22 protein-coding genes and 1 riboswitch are annotated in these 24802 nt (G+C 42.9%); of the genes, 7 read left to right on the plus strand and 15 right to left on the minus strand.

Going from position 1 to position 24802, the window contains the following annotated elements:
• The first annotated feature begins 49 nt into the window (after positions 1–49).
• Complete coding sequence (locus tag LC065_RS01260; RefSeq protein WP_306163687.1) at positions 50–253, plus strand: hypothetical protein; 204 nt, start codon at positions 50–52, stop codon at positions 251–253.
• Here LC065_RS01260 and LC065_RS01265 read toward each other — a convergent pair.
• From LC065_RS01265 to LC065_RS01280, 4 genes are read right to left on the minus strand one after another with little or no spacing between them, the layout of a single operon-like run.
• The gene (locus LC065_RS01265; RefSeq protein ID WP_226593948.1) at positions 229–936 is read right to left on the minus strand and encodes a hypothetical protein; all 708 of its coding nucleotides are present in this window, start codon (positions 934–936) and stop codon (positions 229–231) included. The genes LC065_RS01260 and LC065_RS01265 overlap by 25 nt on opposite strands.
• Complete coding sequence (locus tag LC065_RS01270; protein WP_226593946.1) at positions 933–1679, minus strand: hypothetical protein; 747 nt, start codon at positions 1677–1679, stop codon at positions 933–935. The genes LC065_RS01265 and LC065_RS01270 overlap by 4 nt, the downstream gene beginning before the upstream one ends.
• Positions 1651–2568 carry an ATP-binding cassette domain-containing protein gene (locus LC065_RS01275; RefSeq protein WP_226593944.1) on the minus strand — a complete coding sequence of 306 codons (918 nt, stop codon included), beginning with the start codon at positions 2566–2568 and terminating at the stop codon, positions 1651–1653. The genes LC065_RS01270 and LC065_RS01275 overlap by 29 nt, the downstream gene beginning before the upstream one ends.
• Complete coding sequence (locus LC065_RS01280; protein WP_226593942.1) at positions 2565–2942, minus strand: GntR family transcriptional regulator; 378 nt, start codon at positions 2940–2942, stop codon at positions 2565–2567. Before LC065_RS01280 ends, LC065_RS01275 begins: the two co-directional genes overlap by 4 nt.
• 168 nt (positions 2943–3110) lie before the next feature.
• On the opposite strand from LC065_RS01280, the gene LC065_RS01285 reads away from it, so the two are divergent.
• Positions 3111–4445, plus strand: coding sequence for a short-chain fatty acid transporter (locus LC065_RS01285; RefSeq protein WP_306163688.1), 1335 nt, complete (start codon positions 3111–3113; stop codon positions 4443–4445).
• A gap of 57 nt (positions 4446–4502) precedes the next feature.
• On the opposite strand, the gene LC065_RS01290 is transcribed toward LC065_RS01285, so the two are convergent.
• The gene (locus LC065_RS01290) at positions 4503–5861 is read right to left on the minus strand and encodes a hypothetical protein (RefSeq protein ID WP_226593939.1); all 1359 of its coding nucleotides are present in this window, start codon (positions 5859–5861) and stop codon (positions 4503–4505) included.
• Positions 5862–6870: 1009 nt separating this feature from the next.
• Between LC065_RS01290 and LC065_RS01295 the strand changes: the two genes are divergently transcribed.
• On the plus strand, positions 6871–7686 hold the full coding sequence (locus LC065_RS01295; protein ID WP_226593938.1) for a CAP domain-containing protein: 816 nt from the start codon (positions 6871–6873) through the stop codon (positions 7684–7686).
• Between the two features lie 379 nt (positions 7687–8065).
• Positions 8066–8338: a hypothetical protein gene (locus LC065_RS01300; protein WP_226593937.1), complete on the plus strand. Its 273-nt coding sequence runs from the start codon at positions 8066–8068 to the stop codon at positions 8336–8338.
• A gap of 44 nt (positions 8339–8382) precedes the next feature.
• On the opposite strand, the gene LC065_RS01305 is transcribed toward LC065_RS01300, so the two are convergent.
• From LC065_RS01305 to LC065_RS01315, 3 genes are read right to left on the minus strand one after another with little or no spacing between them, the layout of a single operon-like run.
• Positions 8383–9474 (minus strand): Ger(x)C family spore germination protein, encoded by a 1092-nt coding sequence (locus LC065_RS01305; RefSeq protein ID WP_306163689.1) that lies wholly within the window; start codon positions 9472–9474, stop codon positions 8383–8385.
• On the minus strand, positions 9471–10562 hold the full coding sequence (locus tag LC065_RS01310; protein WP_226593935.1) for a GerAB/ArcD/ProY family transporter: 1092 nt from the start codon (positions 10560–10562) through the stop codon (positions 9471–9473). The genes LC065_RS01305 and LC065_RS01310 overlap by 4 nt, the downstream gene beginning before the upstream one ends.
• Positions 10559–11986, minus strand: coding sequence for a spore germination protein (locus LC065_RS01315; RefSeq protein ID WP_226593934.1), 1428 nt, complete (start codon positions 11984–11986; stop codon positions 10559–10561). Before LC065_RS01315 ends, LC065_RS01310 begins: the two co-directional genes overlap by 4 nt.
• A gap of 203 nt (positions 11987–12189) precedes the next feature.
• On the opposite strand from LC065_RS01315, the gene LC065_RS01320 reads away from it, so the two are divergent.
• Positions 12190–13287, plus strand: coding sequence for an NADH:flavin oxidoreductase (locus LC065_RS01320; protein WP_226593933.1), 1098 nt, complete (start codon positions 12190–12192; stop codon positions 13285–13287).
• Positions 13288–13349: 62 nt separating this feature from the next.
• Here the strand turns inward: LC065_RS01320 and LC065_RS01325 are convergent, their stop codons facing one another.
• Complete coding sequence (locus LC065_RS01325) at positions 13350–14570, minus strand: hemolysin family protein (RefSeq protein ID WP_226593932.1); 1221 nt, start codon at positions 14568–14570, stop codon at positions 13350–13352.
• Between the two features lie 347 nt (positions 14571–14917).
• Positions 14918–15019: riboswitch (purine riboswitch) on the plus strand.
• A gap of 129 nt (positions 15020–15148) precedes the next feature.
• Here LC065_RS01325 and LC065_RS01330 point away from each other — a divergent pair.
• Positions 15149–16339: a NupC/NupG family nucleoside CNT transporter gene (locus LC065_RS01330; RefSeq protein WP_226593930.1), complete on the plus strand. Its 1191-nt coding sequence runs from the start codon at positions 15149–15151 to the stop codon at positions 16337–16339.
• 176 nt (positions 16340–16515) lie between these two features.
• Here the strand turns inward: LC065_RS01330 and LC065_RS01335 are convergent, their stop codons facing one another.
• The 3 genes from LC065_RS01335 to LC065_RS01345 form a co-directional block, all read right to left on the minus strand.
• Complete coding sequence (locus LC065_RS01335; RefSeq protein WP_226594130.1) at positions 16516–17289, minus strand: SurA N-terminal domain-containing protein; 774 nt, start codon at positions 17287–17289, stop codon at positions 16516–16518.
• Between the two features lie 193 nt (positions 17290–17482).
• The gene (locus tag LC065_RS01340) at positions 17483–17953 is read right to left on the minus strand and encodes an NUDIX hydrolase (RefSeq protein ID WP_226593928.1); all 471 of its coding nucleotides are present in this window, start codon (positions 17951–17953) and stop codon (positions 17483–17485) included.
• Complete coding sequence (locus tag LC065_RS01345; protein ID WP_226593926.1) at positions 17946–18995, minus strand: MerR family transcriptional regulator; 1050 nt, start codon at positions 18993–18995, stop codon at positions 17946–17948. Before LC065_RS01345 ends, LC065_RS01340 begins: the two co-directional genes overlap by 8 nt.
• Before the next feature lie 251 nt (positions 18996–19246).
• Between LC065_RS01345 and LC065_RS01350 the strand changes: the two genes are divergently transcribed.
• Positions 19247–19504 (plus strand): hypothetical protein, encoded by a 258-nt coding sequence (locus LC065_RS01350; protein WP_160914068.1) that lies wholly within the window; start codon positions 19247–19249, stop codon positions 19502–19504.
• A gap of 552 nt (positions 19505–20056) precedes the next feature.
• On the opposite strand, the gene LC065_RS01355 is transcribed toward LC065_RS01350, so the two are convergent.
• The 3 genes from LC065_RS01355 to LC065_RS01365 form a co-directional block, all read right to left on the minus strand.
• Positions 20057–20902 (minus strand): putative bifunctional diguanylate cyclase/phosphodiesterase, encoded by an 846-nt coding sequence (locus LC065_RS01355; protein WP_306163690.1) that lies wholly within the window; start codon positions 20900–20902, stop codon positions 20057–20059.
• The gene (locus tag LC065_RS01360) at positions 20790–22484 is read right to left on the minus strand and encodes an MHYT domain-containing protein (RefSeq protein WP_306163691.1); all 1695 of its coding nucleotides are present in this window, start codon (positions 22482–22484) and stop codon (positions 20790–20792) included. The genes LC065_RS01355 and LC065_RS01360 overlap by 113 nt, the downstream gene beginning before the upstream one ends.
• 115 nt (positions 22485–22599) lie before the next feature.
• On the minus strand, positions 22600–24795 hold the full coding sequence (locus tag LC065_RS01365; protein ID WP_226593922.1) for a Z1 domain-containing protein: 2196 nt from the start codon (positions 24793–24795) through the stop codon (positions 22600–22602).
• Between the last annotated feature and the right edge of the window lie 7 nt (positions 24796–24802).

The raw sequence follows: 24802 nt of genomic DNA on the forward strand, positions 1-24802 counted from the left end.
CCATAATGGAAGGACTGCTTATGATATATATAAGAAAGGAGAAGGAAACATGAGAAGGAAAAAGCATCGAGAAGCTTTAAGACAAAAAACACAACAACAAAATAGCGAGATAAACACCACCCAAATATCAAGAAAACGAACTCGTAAAAAATCAGGCGGCTGTGGATGCGGCAAAAAAAAAGAACTAAATCATAAAAAGAGAATGGAAGATAAACTTCCATTCTCTTTTTATGATGGGTCCACTTCTGTATAAGCATTCTGATCAGCAACAACATCCAGTCTTTCAGGTACACGGATATAAAGAGCGGATCCGTTCCAATGGGAAACCATTGTATCCACCCACATCGACCCTTTCTTCCTATCAAACAAGCGGAAAGGAAACTCAGAACCAAACAGTTTGTATCTCAGATCCTTTTTCTCTCCTGGATCTACCGAAAGTGTCCTCATATCCACATTTACTGCTGGCATATATTTCTCTTCCACTTTATACCCATTGATCATCATCGGTGTCTGATAATAGAAAGCCTCCATAGTCTCTGTAAGATCTTCCGTATGCTCCACAAAAATATTGATGCTGTTCACATCATTTTCTATCACTTGAAGAATCAATTGTTCTTCATTAAAAGGAAACGACCATTCATGGATGAGCCACTCTTCCATTTTGTCCATCTTCCCTTGATGAACCGCTTCATAAAATTGCTGAGACTTTTGTTCTTCCTCCTCCTCACTCTCCTGTCCTCGCAATTCAGTGTTTCCAATTGGAAGCGCCAAAAAAATAACCGCTGAAGCCACTAACAGGAAAGTATATCCAATAAGCATCCAGAACCCTGTCTTCCCTCTCCCAAAACCGAATCGGGAACTTTTCTTAATGAGAAGACTTAATGCAATGAAAACCGCAAGCAATATTAGGACTGGCAAGAAAGCTACTATAATCATTGCTTCACCTCCAAACGATTGGAAACGAGGACAGCCAGTGCATAGAAAATGGTCGTAGCAGAGAGGGTCTTAAGTGTAAAAAGCCACGCATTGCTTTCTTCAAAAAAGAATTCAAAGAAGTACACCTGAACTTGTAATCCGCCTCGCGATAATAAAATCATCAAACCCACTACGACAATCGGAAGAATAATGACGAGCATTTTATTCAACTGAACAATCATTCCGGCCAAATAGCCTAGGCTGCTGAACAGAAAAACGATGAGAATGGTCGCAAGAATGCCTTGCAGCCATGCACTCACAGTACCGACTCCCTGGGTAAAAAGCATTTCTTCTCCCGGCAAAACAGCATAGGCAAACAGTTTCAAAGCAAAACTGGACATCAAAGCGGTCAGCGAGCCGATCACACATATCATAAACAGGAAGGCAATCGTTGAAAGTGTACTCGTCTGCCTGTTCGTGACAAATGCGAAATCATCTTCCCGGTAAGCTTTCGTCGTTAATAGAAAAGCCGTCAAAAAGCCCCAGAAAATCGTAAAACCGACGACGATGTCTGCTGTGTAATAGGTGATGTTCACATCGTATCCTGTTCTCCCACTCCCCATCGAACCTGAGCCGTTCAACGAAAACAAAAGTCCGAGAAGCTGAATGACCACGAGAGAAGTGAAGACGCCTGTATATGCCCTCCATTTATATCCGATTTGCCGCTTAACGATTTCAGACGTCTGCACTTCGATCAAAGACATCATCCACACTCCCTTTGCCATTTTGAGATTCAGTCAGGTAGATACATAGATCATTCACTTTAACGGGGGAGACTTGTATCCCTGATTCCTTCAGACGCTGATAGTCATCATCCGTAAGGTCGTTTTTTATCACGGCATAACAAGTATCAAACGTCTGTTCTTTTTTCCATAGAATCATTTTTTCTTTCAGAATAGAATCAACCACATCCTTCTTTCCTGTGATTCCCACTCCATATTCTTTCAAGTCATCCATCGACATGTGCAGCCTCAAGGCTCCCTCATGAATCACGAGTACCTCTTCAAGCAGATCTTCCATTTCTTCCAAGTGATGCGTCGATAATAGAATTGTTCTAGGGTGCACCAAATAATCCTTCAGTAACGCACGGTAAAAGTCTTTTCGGACCGCTGCATCCATTCCTGTCGTTGGTTCATCAAAAATTGTAAGCGGTGATCTTGAAGCAAGACCTATGATCATATTAAACGTGCTTTCTTTCCCTTTGGATAGTTCATTGTGCCGCTGTTTCGAATCAAAACCGAAGTACTCAAACAAACGGAGGGCTAAATCATGATCCCAATGGTGATAAAAACGCTTCCCCTCCTCAAGAATCTCTTTCAAGTTGAGCGCCGCTGGGAAATTCATAGCATCATCGATATAAATCGTATTTGCAGAAACAAACAAATTGTTAAACGGTCTTCTCCCGTAAACTTCGATGACCCCCGATTTCTCCTTTAGTAACCCCGAGAGTATTTTCAGCAGCGTCGTTTTTCCTGCTCCATTTCTGCCGATCACACCGACAATTTTATTCTCATCCACAGAAAAAGAAAGGTCGTTCAGCGCGGTCTTCCGATAAAAACGCTTATTTAAATCCTTACATTTAATTGCCTTCATCCCTTTTCCCCTCTCCAAGCATCCTTGACAAGCTTAATAGTGTCTTCCACTGAAAGCTCCAGTCTTCCGGCTTCTGTGACGAGATCCTCGACTAAGTTTTTCAGTGTCTGATTTTTGCGTTTTTCGACGATGATTGATTTAGCGTTGGTCGAGACAAATTTGCCGAGTCCTCGTTTGTCGTAAAGAATACCTTCTTCAGCAAGCTTCGTCAGACCTTTGGCGGCTGTTGCCGGGTTGATGTTATACAAGTCGGCGAGTTTATATTGTGAATACACTTTCTCATCGGCCTGGAAATTCCCATGCAGGATTTCGCTTTCCAGCCACTCGGCAATTTGAATATAGATTGGCTTTAAGCCGTCGGTATCGAGAATCAATGGATCACCTTCTCTCTGAATGGGTGCATTAGTGTTGTAATGTAGTATATGACTATTTCTAACTTTTGACAAGGAAAAAATTACACTTGGGTCTTGAAATTTCCTCTTCACTGATGGACACTTATTGTGATGGTTGAAAGCGATTACATACTTAGGAGGTTGTTTAGGATGCTTCGAGGAATCACAAATTTTTTCGACCGGATGGTGCAGCGTTTCTTACCAGATGCGTTTTTGTTCGCCATCATTTTGACACTTGTCGTTTTTGGATTAGGGATTTTCTTCACAGGTAGCTCACCAGGACAAATGGTGCAATTTTGGGGAGATGGCTTTTGGAACCTGCTCGCCTTTGCCATGCAAATGTCTTTGATCGTTGTCACGGGATACATACTTGCGAATACCCCTTTAGTTAAATCTGCTTTATCTAAGATTAGTACGCTCGCGAAAACTCCGGGACAAGCCATTTTATTAGTTACTTTCGTAGCTGGAATTGCTTGTGTGATCAACTATGGTTTCGGACTTGTAGCTGGTGCGCTCCTGACCGTCCATGTAGCGAGACGAGTACCAAACGTGGATTATCGTTTATTGATGGCCAGTGCTTATAGTGGATTCATTCTTTGGCACGGAGGGTTTTCAGGATCCATTCCATTGACCATTGCGACAGAAGACCATTTTCTAGTCGATTCGATTGGCTCCATCGCTATTACAGACACCTTATTCAGCAGCATGAATATTTTTATTATCGTGACTTTACTTCTATCTCTTCCTCTACTTAACTTGTGGTTACTGAAATCCAGTGGTGACCTGAGTAAAAACAATCTCGACTTCTTAGAAAACGAAGATAAGGCTGAAAAGCAAATGGCCGCCACAACTGCCGACCTGACCCCGGCCGAACGGATGGAAAACAGCAAAATCATCTCTTACTTAATTGGGGCGCTTGGACTGGCCTTCATCGTCTACCACTTTGTCAGAAACGGTTTTGACCTCAATATTAATATTGTGAACTTTATTTTCTTATTCCTCGGAATCCTTTTTCACCAGACACCAAGAAGATTTTTGAACAGTGTAAACGATGGAGTGAAAAATGCTGGCGGAATCATCATTCAATTCCCTTTCTATGCAGGAATCATGGGCATGATGGTCGCTTCTGGTTTATCTGAGCAAATGTCGAATTGGTTTGTGAGCATTTCAACCGAATTCACGTTTCCTGTGCTCGCCTTCATCAGTGCCGGGATCGTTAACTTTTTCGTCCCTTCCGGGGGCGGACAGTGGGCCGTTCAAGCCCCGATTATGATTCCAGCTGCGATGGACCTTGGCGTAAGCACCGCCAAAACGGCGATGGCTGTCGCCTGGGGGGATGCCTGGACAAACATGATCCAGCCATTTTGGGCATTACCTCTTTTAGCGATTGCCGGATTAAAGGTTAAAGACATTATGGGATTTTGTGTCATCATTCTGCTTTGGAGTTTTATTCCGATTTCGATTGCTTTGCTATTTTTAAACTAAGTTTCTTAAGAAAAAAAATCCCTACCCAACTAAGTTGGATAGGGATTTTTCCTCTTTTCATGCCCACTTTTGTACATCGACACACAATTGCTGATAAGCCTTCGATTCATCCATCATTTGTTTATCTGCATACACTTTTGAAAGCCACCTGAGCGGCTCGGGTGTACTCGGTTTCAGTTCCATTTCCATTTGAAAGCATTCGATGGATTTCTCAAGCTGATGGAATCCATAGTACAGTTCTCCGAGCTCCTGCATACAATCCAGGTCTTCCCTAATTTCGTTCATCCGTTCCACTTTTCTTATAAGCGAACTCTTCTTCGAAAACGACTGCAGGGCGGCATGGACATGTTCAAGCTCCATCGTTTCAAGCAATCTTATAACGAATGCATCCAACAGCTCCCTGGTATGTTCCGGGTTCTGAGCTGTGATCCGTCTCATAAAAGGGAGAAGGTTCTCAGGGTTCTCATGAAAACGATTTTGTTCGAGTAAGGCCTTCACCTGTTTGAATTGTTCCTCATTCAGCATGAGCTCCCGTTCTGTATATAGACGCGCCACTGCACTTATATTTTCATTTACTAGATAGTGCTGGAAAAGATCTTCTGTTACTAATGGAAAGGATGGAATTGTTTGAGACACTTGCTCAAGTAAGAAGGTTCGGCTATCGCAATCAAAATGCCTGGACAGAGAGGCTCGATACAATTGGTAGTTTTCCGGGGTCGGTTGGTTGTAAAAATGAGATAAGAGATGAGAAGACGCTTCAATCCATCGATTTTCTTCTTTTAATAGACGTTGATGGTCTTCAAATGATGCACACGTTTCCTTAAACAGAAGGTCGCGCTCCATAAGCGTGTGCGATTGTTCTAAGTATAGGTCCGCAAAGTCTCGATAAGCGAGGTCGTTGGCCATTTCTTTCACGAATCGATTATTCGGTGCAAAGTCACGCATCACCCGGATTACACGATAAGCTCCGGACATGTTCCCTTCACGACGGTATTGATAAAAGAGAGATTTCATATCTTGGAATAATTGTTTCTTAGGAATGAATGATTCAAAAAAGGTGAGGATTTTCGCCTGTTCCTGTCTGGAATATGGCCGTACGATTTTCTTTTTCAGCTGAGGATAGCTGATTTTATGAAGAGGAGAATTCATTTCAATCAAAGCTTGTAAAAATGGATGCGGGGAGTCATAAACCGTACCTTCCTTGAAAGCACGGGCCACATAAGATTTGAGCTTTAGCCGTGTTGTCCGGACGGCTGTAAGATATTTTTGTTTATAGAAGAAAAGCATGTAACATTCGGATTGATCATTGAACGTTTCAACCAGCTGCATCTGCTCATAAAAGACTATACGGGATGGAACGAGCACTAACTCTTTCTTCTGCTGCTTGACATGAATGGTCATTGGGTTCATCAACATCCGCCTCCCTCTTTTCTTCACTATATCACAACGGACGTTCTGTGGTAAAAATAAGTCTTTTTGTAGAACATTCTAAATAATGCGATTATAATAGTTCTAAAGATCCATAAAAAGGAGTGAGAATACATGGGCGCCCAACTACTGTTTCTAATCGTAAGTACCCTCAGCTGTATCACACTGATGAAATTGATCATGTTTGTGACACGAGGGCAATGGAAACAAAAACTCAATGAAGTAAGTCTCTCGTTCACCCTTGCCCTCCTGTGTGGATTTATCCTGACATGGATTCCCACCCTTGCAATGATGTTTCAAAAATCTATCCCTTTTACCAGCCACTCTTTTTTTCTCTTTGGAAAAAACATTCTAATTTTTACCGTTTTCTTTTTCCTCACTTTCCTGACCATGAGCTTTATCGGAAACAAGAAGTTAAAAGCGGATCCCCTTCAGCAAAAAAATGTGCAAATGCATCTATTCTTAAGCTTGGCTATCAGTCTATTTCTACTTTTCTATACATATATCCTGACGAATGTATATTCCAGCACCCTCATGCTTAGCAAAGAGAATATCGTTTCTTCCTTACTTTTGATGCTCGGCACCATTTATACAGCAACAAGGATTTTTGAACATATTCATATCGAGGAAGTGTTCATAAGAAAAACAAGGTCTTCCTTGACCACGTATTGCAAAAGGAGTCTATCCTCTCCTGAAGGCTTTAATCCCATACTAATCTTTGTAAAACTGCTGTCATACTCGTAAAAAACAGACCTTTCTCAAAAGTCTGTCAACCCAGGTAAACTAGTAAAATATCTATCTGAAGGATTTTTATTCCAAATTAGAGCTTAAAAAGTTTTTTCAAAAATCCCTGAGATTAAAGGGAGAAATGTTCACTTTCGAATCTAACAATCTTCTCTTATTAACTTATGGAAATATCATCCTCCTATGTTACAAAAGTTCAGTGGTACGATGGAGTCGTTCCAAAAAACAAAGGTTTCAAGGAGGAATTTTCAACATGATGAAAAAATCATTGATTGTAACAGGAGCGCTCGCTCTATCCTTACTAGCATCACCAGCCACTTCCCTTGCATCAACAGGTGAAGTACAGCAAAACGTACAAGTAGAAACAAAAACGATTCAAATAGATTCCGGTCAATTGAACAACTGGATCACTGAAAATGAAGAAGCTTTGAAGAATAACAATCTTCAACAGGTAGATTTCCAATCTTTCTTTGATCAGTTCTCGCAAAAATATCAACAAGCACCAGCAGAACAACCGAAACAAGAAGAGCCTAAACAAGAAGAGCCAAAAGCAGAAACACCTGAAAAAGAAGAACCTAAACAAGAAGCACCTGCTCCAAAACCGGAAGCTGAACCAGCTCCTGCACCAGAGCAGCCTGCTGAAGAAGAAGTACAAAAAGAAGAAAACACACAAGAAGAGGCAACATCTGAAGTATCTGCATTTGAAAAACAAGTCGTAGAGTTGACGAACCAAGAACGTGAAAAACAAGGACTAGCTCCACTGAAACTAGACACTGAACTAAGTGCAGTTGCAAAAGACAAGTCTCTTGATATGCAGCAAAACAACTATTTCTCTCACAACAGCCCGAATTACGGTTCTCCATTTGACATGATGAAGTCTTACGGCATTGACTACCGTACAGCTGGTGAGAACATCGCCATGGGACAAACAACTCCAGAAGAAGTTGTCCAAGGCTGGATGAACAGTCAAGGTCACCGTGAAAACATCATGAACCCTGACTTCACTCACATTGGTGTAGGTCATGCCGAAGACGGAAACTACTGGACACAAATGTTTATCGGTAAATAATAGAATGTAAGGCAGTCGCCACCGGGATCATCCCGGTGGCTTTTTTGGTACTCGACCGCTCTTTGGCGCGACTCGACCGCTCTTTGGCGCGACTCGACCGCTCTTTGGCGCGACTCGACCGCTCTTTGGCGCGACTCGACCGCTCTTTGGCGCGACTCGACCGCTCTTTGGCGCGAAAGGTCATCCTCAAATCGGATGACCTTTCGCTTCTCTCATTCCTATGATTCTGGAATATATATTTTCTTAATAACAGTAGGCATTTTTCACAAATCTGTGAACGAATGACTTTTTTTCTTTTTTATTTGTCCAAAACCTATTGCAATTAGTCTGAATATTCCATAAAATCAATCATAATTTAACTATATCAAATCAAAAGGATGTGTTCTTTTTGAATACAAAAACGGTGAGTCATCTTTACAACGTCTGTCCCCTTTGCCATGGAACCGGAGCCTATAAGGAATATGATGACAGCAAAGCGAATATGATCATGGACCACTACAGCCGTGTCAATCATGCGAGTGAAAAGACGGCATGGAAAATGGCAGTTGAAGAAACGAGTTACAGCACGGAATGTGGTCGTTGTCATGGGAATGGTCATGTATTGAATGATGAGGGTGAGGAAATGTACCGCGCTTTGAAGCAATTTGCTTAAACAAAAATCCTGTGTGAGTTTCTGTCACACAGGACTTTTTTCATTTAAAGCAATCCTCCGGTCTTTTCAATTTCCACTACTACAGTCAACTTGATTTCCATCTCTTTATACTCTTTCTCCCAGTCAAGACGTTTCCATTCCTTCGGGTACTTCGACGCTATTTCCATCCCGATTCCTAAAGGGTCACTATGGACTTCCTGAAGGATTTTTATGATTTCCTCCATTCTTTTTGTCAACACTTCGTCTGCTTGTCCTTCCATACCATTGAGGTCTGAATCTCTAAGTGGATTCCCGTTAATCTCTGTTTTGATCTTAAGATCAATAGTGCTCGTAAACGTCCCGTCTTTGGAGAGTTTAGTATTTAGTTCTCTCTCTAGGCCCATGATGGATAACCGATACGTCTTTTGGGGATTTTTCTCATATGGAATAAAAACATCTGCTGTAAAACCTAGATCATCTCGCATAAGCATTAAAAGGGTAGTCTGCTTAGTGTCCAAATCCCTCCCTGTGTATTTGTCTTGATCAAAAAGAGCTAAACCGATGATCTTTGGCATGCCGTCCTCTTTTTCAACGAGGGGGAGGACAGGGTCAATTCTTTCATCACCCATTGTATTCCATAGCGTGAACAAGGTTACTTTTGGAAGGAGTGTGTTCTTTTCTGCTGAACGAACACCGTTCAATACACGAAACGCAATTGGACTCTCGTCATTATTAATACTTAGAACTTCTAATGCTTCCCCTTTCACTACGACCACTTTCGCAGGCAAGTACCCGAGGTTACCGCGATAAAACGTCTCCAGTAATGGACTGATTCCTTCTTTCGAGAGCTCATCGCCTAAAAAAATGATGAATGTTTTCGTAACATCCAGACGTCCAGGCACATAATTCTTAATCTCATGCCCAAGTTCTCCTGTTGTCGGTCCTACCGTCGTTAACAACTCATCTTTCACTTCGATTCTCCCTCCGCCCTGAGATTGAATGTTAAGGGCACGTATGCCTCCCTTAATAAGGTTTGGGTCTTCTTCAGAAAGGTCAAAGCTGATGCCGTTAATGAGGCGCCGGTCGCTTAAATTTTCCTCGTCCCAGCAGCCGGCAAGCAACAATAAAGATAATAAGAGAAGCATCCCTTTTCTCATGTGTTCACCTTCTTCTTTTTCAACAGATAGGATAAGAGAGTGAGCAAGGAAGGAAGAAAGAATACAACAGCATATATGGTGTATTTCAAGATTTGTTCATACAGTTGAAAAGCTTGTTCATCATATGAAGCTGAGACAACCAATAGATAAATGATCCCCCCGCTTATAAAAACGATCCGTTGGAAGGGCTTCCCTTCGTTCGCAAGACTTTTACTGCCCATCAGTAAATAAATAATCACTGATGCCGTCATCGGACTGAGCCACATAAATACAAACAGTAGATCGATACGGTCAACAGTTCGAAATGATAGAGAACGCATCAAATAAAGGACAGGCTCCCTTATCTGCTTCAGGACATCCGCGCTGAAAACCATCACACAAAGAACAATGACAACAAAGTAAATCAGTGTGATCGTAGCGTTGGAGAGTGATACCGTTCGTAATAGTTTTGAATGTTTCATATGTACATACGGCCCGATAAATAACATCAGTTCAAATCCTAATACCGCGAACAAGTCCACTTCAGAACTTTTGATAACCTTAATAAATCCTGATTCTCCAACCGGCATCAAATTACGCATTTCAAGAGGGTTTTGAAATAGAATAAGCAGCAAAAAGATAAAGACTGGTATGAGCACCACAGATAGTACAACTAAATAACGAGCAACGACCGGGTAGTCCTGAACGACTAAATACATACTGAGTGCAATGATCAATAAGGCGATGGCCCATACAGGTGTGAAAGGGAGCAGCCAGTTATTTACCAAATTCACCAGAAGGATCATAGAATACGTCCCAATGATTAAAAAGCCCATATAGTTGATTGTATTGATGGCTTTTCCAATATACGGACCTGTAATAAGCACGGGAATTTCATGATAGGACGTGCCTGGAAACCGTTTGATTAACAGCCAATAGATAATCAATGTAAGTTGAACAAGCACACCAGCAACAAGGACGGGCATCCAGGCATTTTGTTCCACTTCCTTCTCCAATAAATTGGGCAGCGAAAGAAGACCTATTCCCAACTGTGCTTGAATGATCATCAAATAAATCTGAAGTTTTGAGAGCAACCGCCCATTAATCATTGAACTCCCTCCTTGCTTGAAGATGCCCCGTTTTTATTTGATTTACGAAGAATAAAGTCCCCCATTTCATTTGTTCTTAATGGAGCTAAAGGGGCGAAATAAGGTTCTCCAAACGATTCCAGTTTGCACAAGTGAATGAGGATCGCCATTAAAATGATTGCGATTCCAAATAAACCGAACAAAAAGGCCGCAATCATTGAAACAAAACCGAGCAGCCGGGAGATAACAGCCATCTGGTTAAACGGAGCGGCAAAAGAGGCGATGGCTGTAAGGCCGATGATAACGATCATCGTATTCGATACGAGGCCCGCTTCCACTACAGCTGTTCCGATAACAAGACCTCCAACGATCCCGATTGTCTGCGCAATGGGTGAAGGCAGACGAATAGCCGCTTCTTTTAAAACCTCCAAAATAATCTGCATCAGAAATGCTTCCAATATTGGTGGAAAAGGCACATATTCAATAGACGTTCGAATACTGTACAACAGCCCAAGCGGTAAAATTTCCGGATGAAAACTAACGATAGCGATATACATAGCTGGAAGCGTCACGGCAATCAAAAACGAAATTAACCGGAGAATCCTGAAGAACGACCCGACGATCCAATGCATCGTGTAGTCATCAACCGATTGATAGAAAGCAAAGAAGGTCGTCGGCAAAACCAGCACTTCCGGTGTGCCATCGACAATTAGAACGGCTTTTCCCTCAAGCAAATAAGAAGCAGCACGATCCGGCCTTTCTGTGCTTAAGGCCTGAGGAAACGGAGAATGCTTGTTATCCTGAATTACTTCCAACAGACCTGTCGAGGTCTGCAATTCTTGAAGGTCAACGCTGTTTAATTTTTCTTCAATATGATGTAGAACCTTCTGATCAATGACCTCGTCAATGTACATGAGCGCAACATTTGTATCAGTCAAATGGCCAAAGACATACTTTTTCATTTTAAAAGAAGGAGCTTTGATCCTTTTCCTCAAAAGCATCATATTTGTAGTTACCGATTCTCCGAATCCATCGTGCGGGCCGCTAATGATGTGCTCAGAGTCAGGTTCTTTGATCGCACGTTTTTCCTCCACAGGTACAGCAGCTAAAATGGCCTTTTCTTCCCCATCTAATAATAAGGCACAGCTTCCACTTAAAAGTTCAGAAACTAGTGTGTGAACCGTAGTCGTCTGCTTATCCTCAGACACTTGAAGGGATTCAAGGGCATTTTTTTCTTTACTTAATTTGAGCGGGCGGATGATATAATCCATTACCTTATCCTTGGCAACAAGTGAATCAATGTAAAGGAGTTGAGCCTTTTTATGCCCAAAAACAACGGTTTCCACGACTAAGTCTTCTGTGTGATAAAAACCTTGTTGAATAAGCTCGACATTCTGATCCAAATTATCAGTAAGAAAGCGTTCTTTGCTCTCCATCCGCGACATGGGTTCTCCCCTTCCCTTTATAAATTCACTGCTATTAGCTTGTAACGCGAAAGTAAATTTATGCGATAGCCAGGCGGCTAGTATTTTATTTAAAATTCATAGGACGGAGTACCTGAATAGGGTGAAGCTGAGCATTTATTTTGAAGCTGAGATAAAAATCAAGTAACCTTTAAAATAATGATCAGAAGAAAGGTGGATGTTCCTTGTTATTTGATTCCTATAAACTAGACAGCAAAAAATTAGACAACCGATATGTCGTAGCGCCGATGACTAGAATTAGTGCCGAAGCGGACGGCCGGGCGAACGACCGCATGAAAAAATATTACCAGCGTTTTGCCAAAGGTGGATTTGGTGCCATCATTACGGAAGGCATCTATACAGACCAAAGCTTCAGTCAAGGCTATAACAACCAGCCAGGCCTTACGACTGATATTCAAGCAGACGCTTGGAAACCTGTAGTGAAAGCCGTGCAGGACGAAGGTTCGATCATCATCGCCCAGTTGATGCATGCCGGCGGACAAAGCCAGGGCAATGCGTACACGAATGAAACCATCGCTCCTTCTGCAATCGCTCCAAAAGGGGAGCAGCTAGGGTTCTATGGAGGGTCTGGTCCTTTCCAAACTCCTAGAGCGATGGATGACCAGGATTTTGATGAGGTGAAAATGAGTTTTGTCGATAGTGCCCGCCGTGCTAAAGAAGCTGGTTTTGATGGAGTGGAAATTCACGGAGCCAACGGCTATCTTCTGGATCAATTTATAACGGATTACTTGAATAAACGTGAGGATGAGTACGGGGGATCGGTTGAAAACCGCCTGCGTTTTGTGTTGGAAGTCGTTGATGAAATCCTAGCAGAAGTTGGAGAAGACTTCATCATCGGAATCCGTATCTCTCAAGGTAAAGTCGCCGACCAAACTCACAAATGGGCCGGTGGTGAAAAAGAAGCGAAACAGATCTTCGGTGCATTAGGAAAGATGGGACTGGATTACATCCACGTCACAGATGGCGATGCGACAGCCCCTTCCTTCGGTGAAGGATCCAAGACGCTTGCCGGTGCAGCTAAGACTTATGGCGGTATCACAGTCATCGCTAACGGGCAGCTCCAAGAGAAAGAACGTGCCGAAAGCCTTCTAGACTCAGGCCAAGCCGATTTAGTATCCATAGGTACTGGAGCACTTGCTAATCCAGACTTACCGAACAAAGTGAGAGACGATGTTGAACTGAATGCTTTCGATTTTGAAAGGATCCTGCTGCCACAGGCCGAAGTGAAAGACCACGAACTCGATGCACCTATAAGAGAATAAACGTCAAAAGACCCGGTCCTATGCGATATCGACCGGGTCTTTCCTATTTTTCATTCCTAAAATCACTTAATGATCTGTACTTTCCGCACCATACGCCCTTCAATCTCCAACACTTTGAACGTTAGATTCGCTTGTTCCAATACATCCCCTTCGTCAGGGAAATCATTGAATTCTTTGATCAGATAACCCGCAAGGACATCTTCCTCTTCCGGGATTTCTGTATCAAAAATAGAATTCAGACGACGCAAGGTAATTTTCCCATCACAAATCAATTCGGTTTCTGAAATTTTATCTATGATTGAATCTCTCTCTACATCCATTTCATCTTCGATTTCCAAGCCGATCATTGCTTCAATAACATCTTCATGGGTAAGAACACCCTCGGTCCCCCCATACTCATCCAAAACAATGGCCATGTGCTTCTTCTCTTTCGTCATTTTCCTAAACACCCATTCAATCTTATGGAACTCATAGACGACCAGCGGATCTTTATACGTATAATCCATAAATGGTTTTTCCGGTTCCATCGCCCACGAAATCAAATACTTTGAGTGGAAAACACCGATGATATCATCCATATCCTCCCCATAGACAGGATACCGGGTGAATGGATGTTGGACGACCATATCACGGACTTCTTCGAAAGTAGCTTCCTTATCAATGGCAATCATATCAACCCGTGGTGTTTTCAACACATCTTTTACGTTTAAATTATAAAAATCAAGCACACCTTTGATGCGATGGGATTCTGCTTCATTGAACGTCCCCTCGGAGTCCGCAATGTCCACCATGGTACGAAGCTCTTCTTTTGAAATAGAAGATTCACTTGCCTGTCCTTTCGATAATGCATTCGTTATAAATCCTGTTAACCTGTTCAGGACAATAGTAATAGGTTTGAAAAGAATCACAAAAAAACGAATGACTGGGTAAACAGTCAAAGCAATGCGATCCGGAAAAGCAGCGGCCACCGATTTCGGAATGACCTCTGAAAAAATAATAATGATTACCGTCAAGATGGCAGAAGCCACCCCCACACTGAAACCATATTGAATGGCTAGTGTTGTCACAAGTGTCGGCAACAGAATATTAGCGATATTATTCCCAATTAAAATAGTAGTGATGAATTCGCTGGGGTGTGAGAGTAAATCTAGTAACTTACCTGCTTTTTTATCGTCTTTCTTAGCTCTCGATTGGAGCTTCATTTTGTTAGCTGCCGTAAGAGCCGTTTCACTTCCTGAGAAGAAAAGCGACACGAACAGCAAAAAGATGATCGCAATGATCACGGGGCGATTCCTCCTTGAATGATGGACACAAATTTTAAACAAGAGGGTAGAAGATAAGCGTCCCTCTCCTTGTTCAGGTTTTACATTTTTACAAGTTTAAATCGTACAAACGAAATGTCAGTAGCATCTATTGTACACTACATCCTTTTCCCTTAGAAGAAATATGAAAACTCTACCTTCCGTTGCCGGAACAAACGATCTTGAAAAAACCATTGTTTAGAGAAATCACCCTCGCACATAAGCTTTTATTTTATAGAGTCTTCTATGACCAGTTAGAATATTCCGTATTTTACAACATTACACCAATGTCTTGTCACATTCTTTTTCATCTGCTAGACTTTCAAACTATCAACTTCATACGGATTCCTTATATAAATGTGGAAATATGGTCCACAAGTCTCTACCTGGCTACCGTAAATGGCCGGACTATAAGGAAAGATAATTTCAGGCCGTTTTTTATGACCTGTTCTACCTCTTTCCTTTTTACTATGGAAAGAGGTTTTTTATTCACATTAGGTTGTCAGACATCCTACCTCCACAAGAAGGAATCCGTAAACTATTCCAAGGAGGAACACATCATGAACATTCTTACAGGACTACTCTCGTTATTTGTCATCGTTTCTTTAGCTTGGCTGCTCAGCAGCAACCGGAAAATGGTAAAATGGCACACCATTCTTGTCGGTTTAGCTTTGGAGGGTATATTTGTGTACACTATGCTCAATGTTTCGATCGGACAAAAGCTGTTAAAGAAAGCTGCCCTCTTTATTCAAAGCGTGATTGATTACAGCTCTGCAGGGATTGAATTTGTATTTGGTCCGTTATTTGCTCAAACAGATATCAACTTTTTGTTTGCCATCAACGTTTTAGGCGCACTAATTTTTATATCTGCCCTGATTTCTGCTCTTTATCACATCCGCCTGCTCCCTTTGATTGTGAAATTCTTAGGAACAATCATTGGAAAGTTGCTAAAAACATCCAAAGTTGAGTCCTTCAGTGCTGTCGGAAATACATTTCTCGGTGTGGCAGAGGCACCTTTACTCGTTAAGCCATACTTAGCACGAATGACTCGTTCTGAAACCTTTGCGATTATGGTCGGAGGAACTGCCTCAGCAAGTGGAGCCATCCTGGTCGGTTATGTAGGAATGGGTATAGATTTGAAGTATCTATTAATCTCTATTTTCAGCGTACCATTCGTGTCCCTGGTGGTAGCCAAGCTGCTTGAGCCTGAAGTGGAAACATCTGAACTGAATGAGGAAATACAGATGGCTGAATCTGGTCACGCCAATGTATTTGAAGCTATTTCTGATGGTGCCGTAAGCGGAGTGAAGCTTGCGTTAAATATCGGTGGACTATTGATTGCTTTCATCAGTATGATCGCCCTGGTCAACGGGCTGTTAGGTTTCGTCAACACGGATCTATCGACTATTTTCGGATTCTTATTTTACCCATTCGCTATTCTCATCGGAATTCCTATATCAGATGCCTTCCAGGCTGCTTCAATAATTGGAACGAAACTTGCAGCGAATGAATTCATCGCTTATGGCAATTTGACAGAGATGGTTGATCAATTATCACCAAAGACAGTCGCCATCATGTCTGTCGCCCTATGTAACTTTGCTAACCTCTCATCCATCGGTCAATTAATTGTCGGTCTAGGTTCTCTAGCCCCAAACAAACAATCCCAAGTCGCCAAACTGGGACTAAAAGCTATCGTCGGAGGAACACTAGCAAGTTTCATCACAGCCATCTTCGTATCCATGTTTATATAACGAACGTGATATGTAAGAATATGTAAGAATATGTAAGAATATGTAAGAATATGTAAGAATATGTAAGACCTGGTCACCCATTTTATGGGTGACCAGGTCTTACAATTTCATCCAGTATCCAAATTAAATTCATCAAAAAAACCAGACCCTGCAGGGTCTGGTTTTTTTGTTTAGTTTTATAGATTAACTGTAACGTCTGCTTCTTCGCGAAGATTATCGACAAGTTTTTGAGTAGCTTGTCCTTCTTTTTGACGAGTCAGCTGCTGTTCGATCGTTGGTTTTGCTTCTTCATAAGATGGTACTTCTTGTTCCGTATCCATGCTCTCTTGCTGTTCTTTCATTTTGTCATAAGCTTCTTTGATTTCTTCCTCTGAAGGTTTTACATCTCCAGCTTCCTCAGCAATAAGCTTATCAATTTTAACTTGAGTCTGAATTTGAGACCTTACTTCCTTCTCACTCATTCCCTGTTCTTCAAGCGCAGCAAGGAATTCGTCAGCGGAACCAACTTGCTGTTGCTTAGCCAACTCCTCAAGTGTCTGGTTTACTTCTTTTTCAGAAGCTGTGAATTCACGATTGTTCGCTTCCTGCATCAACAGCTCTTGTCCTACCAAGCTTTCTGCTACTTGTTTCTTCAGTTGATCCTGATCAAGTTCCTGCCCTGTCATTTGAGACTGCATCGCTGCTTGTTGGAACTGTCCTTTATAAGTCGTTTCAAATTCTTCTTTTTTAATTTCAGTACCATTTACACTAGCGACTACTTCCGGAACACCTTCAAGATCCGGCTCAGGTGCTTCAGGTTGTTCACCGGATTCTGCTTGTTCGGTTTTCTCTTCTTTTTCTTTCTCTTTTTCCTTATCATCAGAAGCGCCTTCATCGTTACCGCAGGCAGCAAGTAAAGAAACGAACGCTACAAATAGTAAACTTAATAACCATTTCTTATTCAATGTCATTACTCCTTTATTCATCGTTGTGTTAGCCATTGTAACACGGAACCACCGTCTGTAAACACACCCATATCGGTGGTCACACCTTCCCACCTACACTAAACATCTACAGAACACTGTCATGCCAAGGCTTTTTCAAGGAATATTTTGTCTTTCTTACAAATGTGGAAAATTTGTGGAAAGAAAGAAAAGGATTTCATCAGCGAATCACCGGGGGACTTGTACCTTTCATCCAATCGCGAATAAACGGCGCCTGATGAGGGTTGAGAAGACTTTCATGTATCTCCTCTGCATGAAAGAAAGCCTGCCTCTTACTCTCGTGATTCGTCGTTAATGTTCCTTCATAAAAGATGCTGCGAAAGACGATCTGCACACTGAATACTCTGTCTCCGTTCGCATAGGTAGCAAAACCATTTTCACCTGAATAAATGCCGTATAACTCCATTGCCTTCAAGTCTAGCCCGGTTTCTTCCTTCACTTCCCGTTTGACCGCCGAGTCGAAGGTCTCTCCAATTTCAAGAAGCCCTCCCGGAATGCCCCACATTCCATGATCAGAACGCTTTTGCAGGAGAATACGGCCATTGGCATCTTCAATCATTGCACCACAGCCGACAGTCAGCAATGTTTCGTTGCCGATCATTTGGCGCATGGTTTGAATGTAGTCATTCATTAGATGCCCTCCTTTCCTTCTTTTGAGCATAGAGCAGGTGGAGAATCGGATTGAACTGATAGGCTTTCACATCATATCCGTGATTTTCCCACCATCTGATCAAGCGTGAACGATCCGCATAGTACTCATCTTTAATCGCCTCCACCGCTTCTTCGTTTCCTGATTCTTGATAGGTGCGGAGAACGTCCTCTCGATTTGAAGCATCTTTGAACATTAAGTCTGCGATCACCACTCGCCCACTATTCCCTATAACTCTATCGATTTCTGCAAGGGCAAGCTCCTTATCCTCATCCGTTAAATGATGAAGCGCATAGCTGGAGACAACGAAATCCGCCGCTTTATCGTGTAAGGGCAGAGAAAGGAAATGCCCGAGGCGTGTTTGGGTTTGAGGGTGTTTCTCGGTACACACCTTCAACATCTCTTTCGACTGATCAACAGCAATCATAGGAATGCCCTGCCGCAAAAATAGTCCCGTTAAGTTTCCTGTACCTGCTCCGATATCTACACCTCTCTCCCCGTGTGATGCATCCACCCATGCATGGAGCTTCTTAAGAGCCTCATCATAATCTTTATGAACATTGAAATGATAACCCGTTGTTTTAATGTTGTTATCGTAATCTTTCGCTTGATCATCAAAATTCCAACGATCGCGCCAGATGGTTCGCTTTTCTTTCAATCCCTTTAACTCACGTGCCATATCCATCATATGTTCCTCCTCACCTGTTTCCCCACTTTTCTCGATCATACGGTCTACCGTTGTCACCATGTCTCTGATCTGGAGCATTTCCTCATAAAGGAGTGAACGCTGAGTATGTAAATAATCCGTAAAGTCATCATTCTCCGTCATTGCTTTTTTTATCTCGGCCATCGACAGACCGACCTCCCTCAAAGCCAAAATGGTACGCAATCCTCTTACATCTTCGTTTGTATACATACGATACCCATTGCTTGCTTTTTCAGGTGAAATCAATCCTTTTTCTTCATAAAAGCGTATCGTTCTTGGCGTTGTTTCTAATTTCTTCGCTACTTCGGTAATCTTCATAAAGGAATCCCCCTTTTCAAACCCCACTATAAAGGGTAACGTTACGTAAAGGTAAAGTGTATTTTCAAAACTCCCCTCAAAATGATACTCACTCAAAAACGACTAATAATCTAGTTCACATGCTCATAAGCTTTTAGAGGTTAAGGAGAGAGTCATATTTTTGGGATAGTAGTTGAAAATCACTGTGAGCTTTTATAGTATAATGGTAACAAACAGTTTCATAGCTTTGATTTCCTTAGAGGAGTGAGCAAATGTTAAAAGAATCTGACTTTCCAACAGAAGAATTAAGAGACCAATGGATCAAGGTACGGAATAAGAAACTGGAGGAAATGGCCCAGTTCATCCAAAGATACTTCCATCTCACAAAAGTCAGAGAAAACCCGGGCAGTTACGAAGTTCAGGGATATTTCTATCAACCTGGATTTGGTGAAGTCCGTATGGCGTTCGAATTCAGTTACGAGAACGTCGCCAAGTTTACAGATTTATTTGATGAGCCTATTGAGAAATAAGAAATAGAAAAAGACCCATGCCCTGGGTCTTTTTTTCTATCCTAAAACTTACACAAACGCTCCCTTTACTTGAAGACTCAGTTCCGAGATGTTTGCGTGAGTTTCGGGGCTACGGGAAACAGTTCGCTTTCCATGGGGCGGGCGGTGAGCCTCCTCAGGCTACGCCTTCCGGGGTCTCACCTGTCCCACACGTCCCATAGGAGTCTCACCGTTTCCCTCCGCCCCTTATTTTTATAAGTGTCCCGAAACCACTTCTGGAATAAGAAGCTTTCAAGCTTAATGGAAGTGTGGAAGGCAGTCTCTTTGAGCAAAGGGGTTCGTTTTACTCATACATCGAAAGGGGTGGTTGGGAAGCTGCTAGACTCCCGTGGGAGAAGAAGATAGGCGAGATCCCGCAGGACGCAGTCCGAGGAAGCTCGGCGCTCCCCCACAGGAAAGCGAGTAGCTGCCCAGCCACCCCTGACACTCAACCCTGCAACGAACCCCGGACACATCTCGAAACTGAGCCTTCAATAATCCTGCCATATTCTTTTTAACACACCTATGTGTTTACTACATAGCCATCGAACGAGTTAAAAGAGCACTTGCTTCTGTTTTGTTTAACGGCTTGCTGAATACATAGCCTTGATATTCTGCACACCCACGGCTGCGGAGATACTCCAGCTGGACTTCTGTTTCGACCCCTTCTGCGATGACACTTAACCCGAGACGCTCTGCTAATTGAATGACAGTGTCCACAACAGCCCGGTCCTTTTCATTCTCATGAATGGTCTGAATAAATGACCGATCCACTTTCAACGTATCTAACGGAAAGTCTTTCAAGTAACTGAGTGATGAAAACCCTGTTCCGAAATCATCCAAGGCGAGTTGAATCCCCATGTTTTTCATACGGTTCATAACGGGCAGTGCCTGTACGGAATCCTGTACAATACTTTCAGTAAGTTCAATCTCCAAATGTTCAGGTCGGATCTCCGTTTCTTTAACTACACGTTCAACCGTAGATACAATCGTTGGGTCCATGAACTGGATCGCTGATAAATTGACACTGATTCTTTCCAGGTCATGCCCTTCATCCATCCATTGGCGATATTGGTGACAAGCTTCGAACAAGATTCGCTCTCCAAGAGGGACGATTAACTTCGTCTCTTCTGCCAGAGGGATGAATTCGTCCGGGCCTATGAAACCAAGCTCCGGGTGGCTCCAGCGAGCCAGGGCTTCGAAGCCAATAATTTTCCCGGAATAAACGTCTACTTGCGGTTGGTAATACACATCAATACCTTCTTTTTCAACGGCTTTCCTCAGCCCGTTTTCCAGTTGGAGTTTCCGAGTGATGTGCTGATCCATTTCTTCCGTATAAAAACAATACTGTCCTCCGCCCATTTGTTTTGCCTGATACATCGATGTATCTGCGCGCTTGATAAAGAAGATCGGGAGTGGTGCCATCCTCTGGATAGAGACTGATACCTATCGAACCTGAAATATAAAGGTCTCTATCTTCTATTGTAAAGGGAGTGGCAATTTCCTCTATGATCAACTCCGCCACTTCTTTTGCCCCTTCCGCACCTGTGTCGGGGAGAACAATGATAAACTCGTCCCCACTCTGCCTGGCCAGGAGATCTCTTTGGGTCAGGAGGGATTTCACCCGTACAGCCCCTTCATTTAGCAACAAGTCCCCCATCCGGTGGCCATACACGTCATTGACCTGCTTAAACCGGTCAAAATCCAAAAACATGACAGCCAGGTTTTCTTGGACGTCCTGAATATACCCAGCCAATTGTTCATAAAGAGCTCGCCGGTTAGGTAAATGGGTCAGGTCATCTTTGTACACCAATTCACGGATCCGTTTTTCATTTTCGAAACGCTCAGTAATATCCCGGATGATGCCTGTGAAATACGTGCTTTCTTCATCTTCCACTGTTGATAATGAAAGCTCCATTGGAAAGGTCGATCCATCTTTATTTAAACCCTCAAGTTCCACGGTTTTTCCGATCACACGAGCGTTTTTGGTTTGAGTATACCTCTCAATGGCTTGTTGATGCGCCCCTCTAAAATGTGCGGGCATCACTTTTGTTAAAAGCTCACCAATCATTTCATCAGCCTTATAGCCAAACGTTTGCTCAGCTGATTTGTTCCAGGCAAGAACAATCCCATTTTCATCTGAAGTTACAACGGCATCGTTGGCGGATTCCAAAATAGAACGATACATCTCGTTCGCCACTTCAAGACGTGTGTTTGTCGTTTCCATCTCTGTATCAAATTTGATCAACGCAATTAGAAATCCGATGGTTAAGAGAACTCCACCAGCGATCAACCAGGCGAGCATTGTCGGGTCAACAACAGGACCACTTATCGGCGATTGGTTTGATTCCATATAAAAGGTAGCCGATTCCATCCCCGTATAGTGCATGCCACAGATAGCCATCCCCATGAAAGTAGAACTTCCCCACCCTTTTATGTGGTCCCTTTTGTTATCGCCCTTCTCTTTGTGTGCATACAAGGAAAAGAGTCGTAACCCTACAAAAGAAACAGCTAACGCTATAGCTCCGGATGCAGCCACCAGCCATGGATTGTACTCGATCCAAGCATTCATCTTCATGGCATCCATCCCAATGTAATGCATGGACACGATGCTCAAAGCAATCAACAGCGCTCCCGTAAACCGCCAGACCTTCTTATCCAACCCTTTACTAATAATAAAAAAGGCGGTGAAGCTGGAAGCAACAGCAGCTAATATGCTTAAAACAACCAGAGCAACGTCATATACAACAGGCATGCCCATGTCATAAGCAAGCATGGCAATAAAATGCATCGACCAAATGCCACCACCGAAAGTCAGACTTCCTAGTATCAGCCATTTATACCTCGTACGCTGAACGGAGGCCATTCGGTTAACAATTTGTAAAGCTGTATAAGAAGACAAGATAGATACGACTACTGACAAAAGCACCAACCATTCGTTGTATTCACCAACCACTTCCATTGCTTCCACCTCCATCCTTTTTTCGACATCTATATATTTTCCTATTATACAACAACCCGTATGAATGGAATAGAAAAAAGCCTGTACCAATCGTCCCATTGGTCAGACTTCTTCCCTAGTCATGGATCGTCTTATTCGCGTACACAGTTGGAGTTGTCTCGGCCTGAGCAACGAGGACCGGCCACCAGAATGGCGCCCCACGCCAACCATGTTCTTTTTTCCCTTCCTGACGAAGCATGATCAAAGCCGGATATTGTTGAGCGACTTTTCTTGCCACCTTCAGTTCCCCTGTTCCTTTACCTGGGGTATCAGGGGAATTTTCGAACTTTCCATCCTGTTTGAAGCGACGAATCTGCCTGTTCGTTTTTGTAAGTAGCCAGACAAAGGCATCTTCCTGCGCTTCCGAACTCAAGTAATCCAGAACCCCTTCATATTCATCGAGATGAAAATCATAGCCTGTTTCCATTTCCAGCGTGTCATGAACGAGACGGAGTATTTCCTTAGCACTCGTTACTGGAATAAGATAGGCACCATCTTTGGTCGCACGGGCATGATTCACAGTTTTTTTGACTAGCTGATCGATCCTGCGTATCGTTTTTTCGATATGCGTTTTATACCCCGTTTGGAAACCGACTGGCAGCATTCGCTTGTGTGGTTTAATCATCGTAAGGCTTGATAACAATATCTTGTTAGGATTGCATGGCATAATGGTGTCGTTTAGGTCTCTTTGAATAAAAACAACACCTTTATGGTGCCCGCCACGTTCAAAAGCGTTCCTCAGTTCCCGGTCAAACTCATGAATTCGTTTCATAACAGCGTAGATCTTTTGTGTCGTGTAAAAACGAGTGACGGCAAGGTCTGCAGCAGGTCTCGCTCCATACATCCGGGAGTGCTGCAAAACTGTATCCTGTTGAAAAGATTTCGGGTTCCTTCCATAGAAAAAGCCGATCAGGTTGTGAATCGTCACTCCACGGTCGAGGATTTGCCCGCCGATAAAAATGTTCATCGGAGCTCTAAGCTTCAGCTCGCCTTTGTGATCGAGGAGTTCGGTCACATCTTTTTCCGAATTGACGACACTGCTTACCAAATATTCTTCATCCAAAGAATGACGGACCTCTTCATAAACATCGTCAAAAGTAGGAGCCGGTGTCTTTTTCAGTGTGTTCACTGAACGGATAAGGTCGTCATAAGACTCACGGACGAGCCTTTGAAACTCTTCCGATTCCGATCGGGCGGCCTCAATGAGCAACGTTTCGAAACCTTGGATCAATTCGGCCTGCCAGGCGTGTGCATTTTTCCCGCGTTCGGTGTGGATGATAAAGGAATACTTTTGTTCTCTTCGGCCTTTCATCCGTTGCTGAAAACGACGGATGCTCGTTCCAACAATGAAGTTCACAACCGCCCTCCGAATGTTCGTAATATTTTTCTGACTCAACAAACGATCCATCTTCACACGACGACCATCCATTTTTTTCATAACCTCAAGCTCTTTTTCCTCGACTTCATGATAAAGGTAAGAAGCAAGGTGACCGTCTTTCTCACTTTTGTCAAAATAGACACTCCCACCAATATAACGGTCATGTACAGGTACAAGTTCTGTAAACGCCGGGCGGATTGGTTCGAACACTTTCCCTTCATGGACCTTCATTTCTTCCGGCTGCAAATAAAGAGAATAAGGAGTCGCGGTTACTTGTAAAAATGCTGGGCGGTCGAGTGCTTTTCTAAGCTTATTGATTTTTGATGCAATCACCCGCATATGTTTCACATTTTGCTCCCGCTTGTATTCGTAAGCAACACTTGCGAAGTCAGCTTCGTCATCAATGAAAAGCACGCGTTTATTTTGAAGAGATGGGTATTTTCCCATCACTGCCTGCTGCAGGCGATCGAGATTGTGGGTCTCCTTTTTTACGATCAGGGCCAGCTTTTGAGACAATTCGTATTTTCGTAGATTATCAGGCATGTTCATAATATCAAAAACCTGCAGAGCATCCTGCCCGATGGCCCCTTCAAACTCTTCGTGAAGACGGGCATACGTCTGTCTGACCAGCGCATTCGTCCCTTTAGTCAAAAGGATGACCAAATCAAAGCCATGATCATACGCGAGACCCATCACACCGATGAAGGTACGTGTCTTCCCTGATTGGATCTTTCCTAGCAGCATCCCTGGGCGGTGCTCGGTCGTGTTTGTATCTTGGAGCTTCGCCATCGTCCGCATCATACACTCTCGAACAGGCTGCTTATATTGATTCTTTTTATTTAAATACTTGAAAAAGGCTCCATCCGTTTTCAAGTGTTGAAATGTAGCTGTCATTCTATCT

Origin of the sequence: Halobacillus litoralis (genome assembly GCF_020524085.2) — a bacterium.
In the GTDB taxonomy this organism is placed as follows: domain Bacteria; phylum Bacillota; class Bacilli; order Bacillales; family Halobacillaceae; genus Halobacillus; species Halobacillus litoralis_E.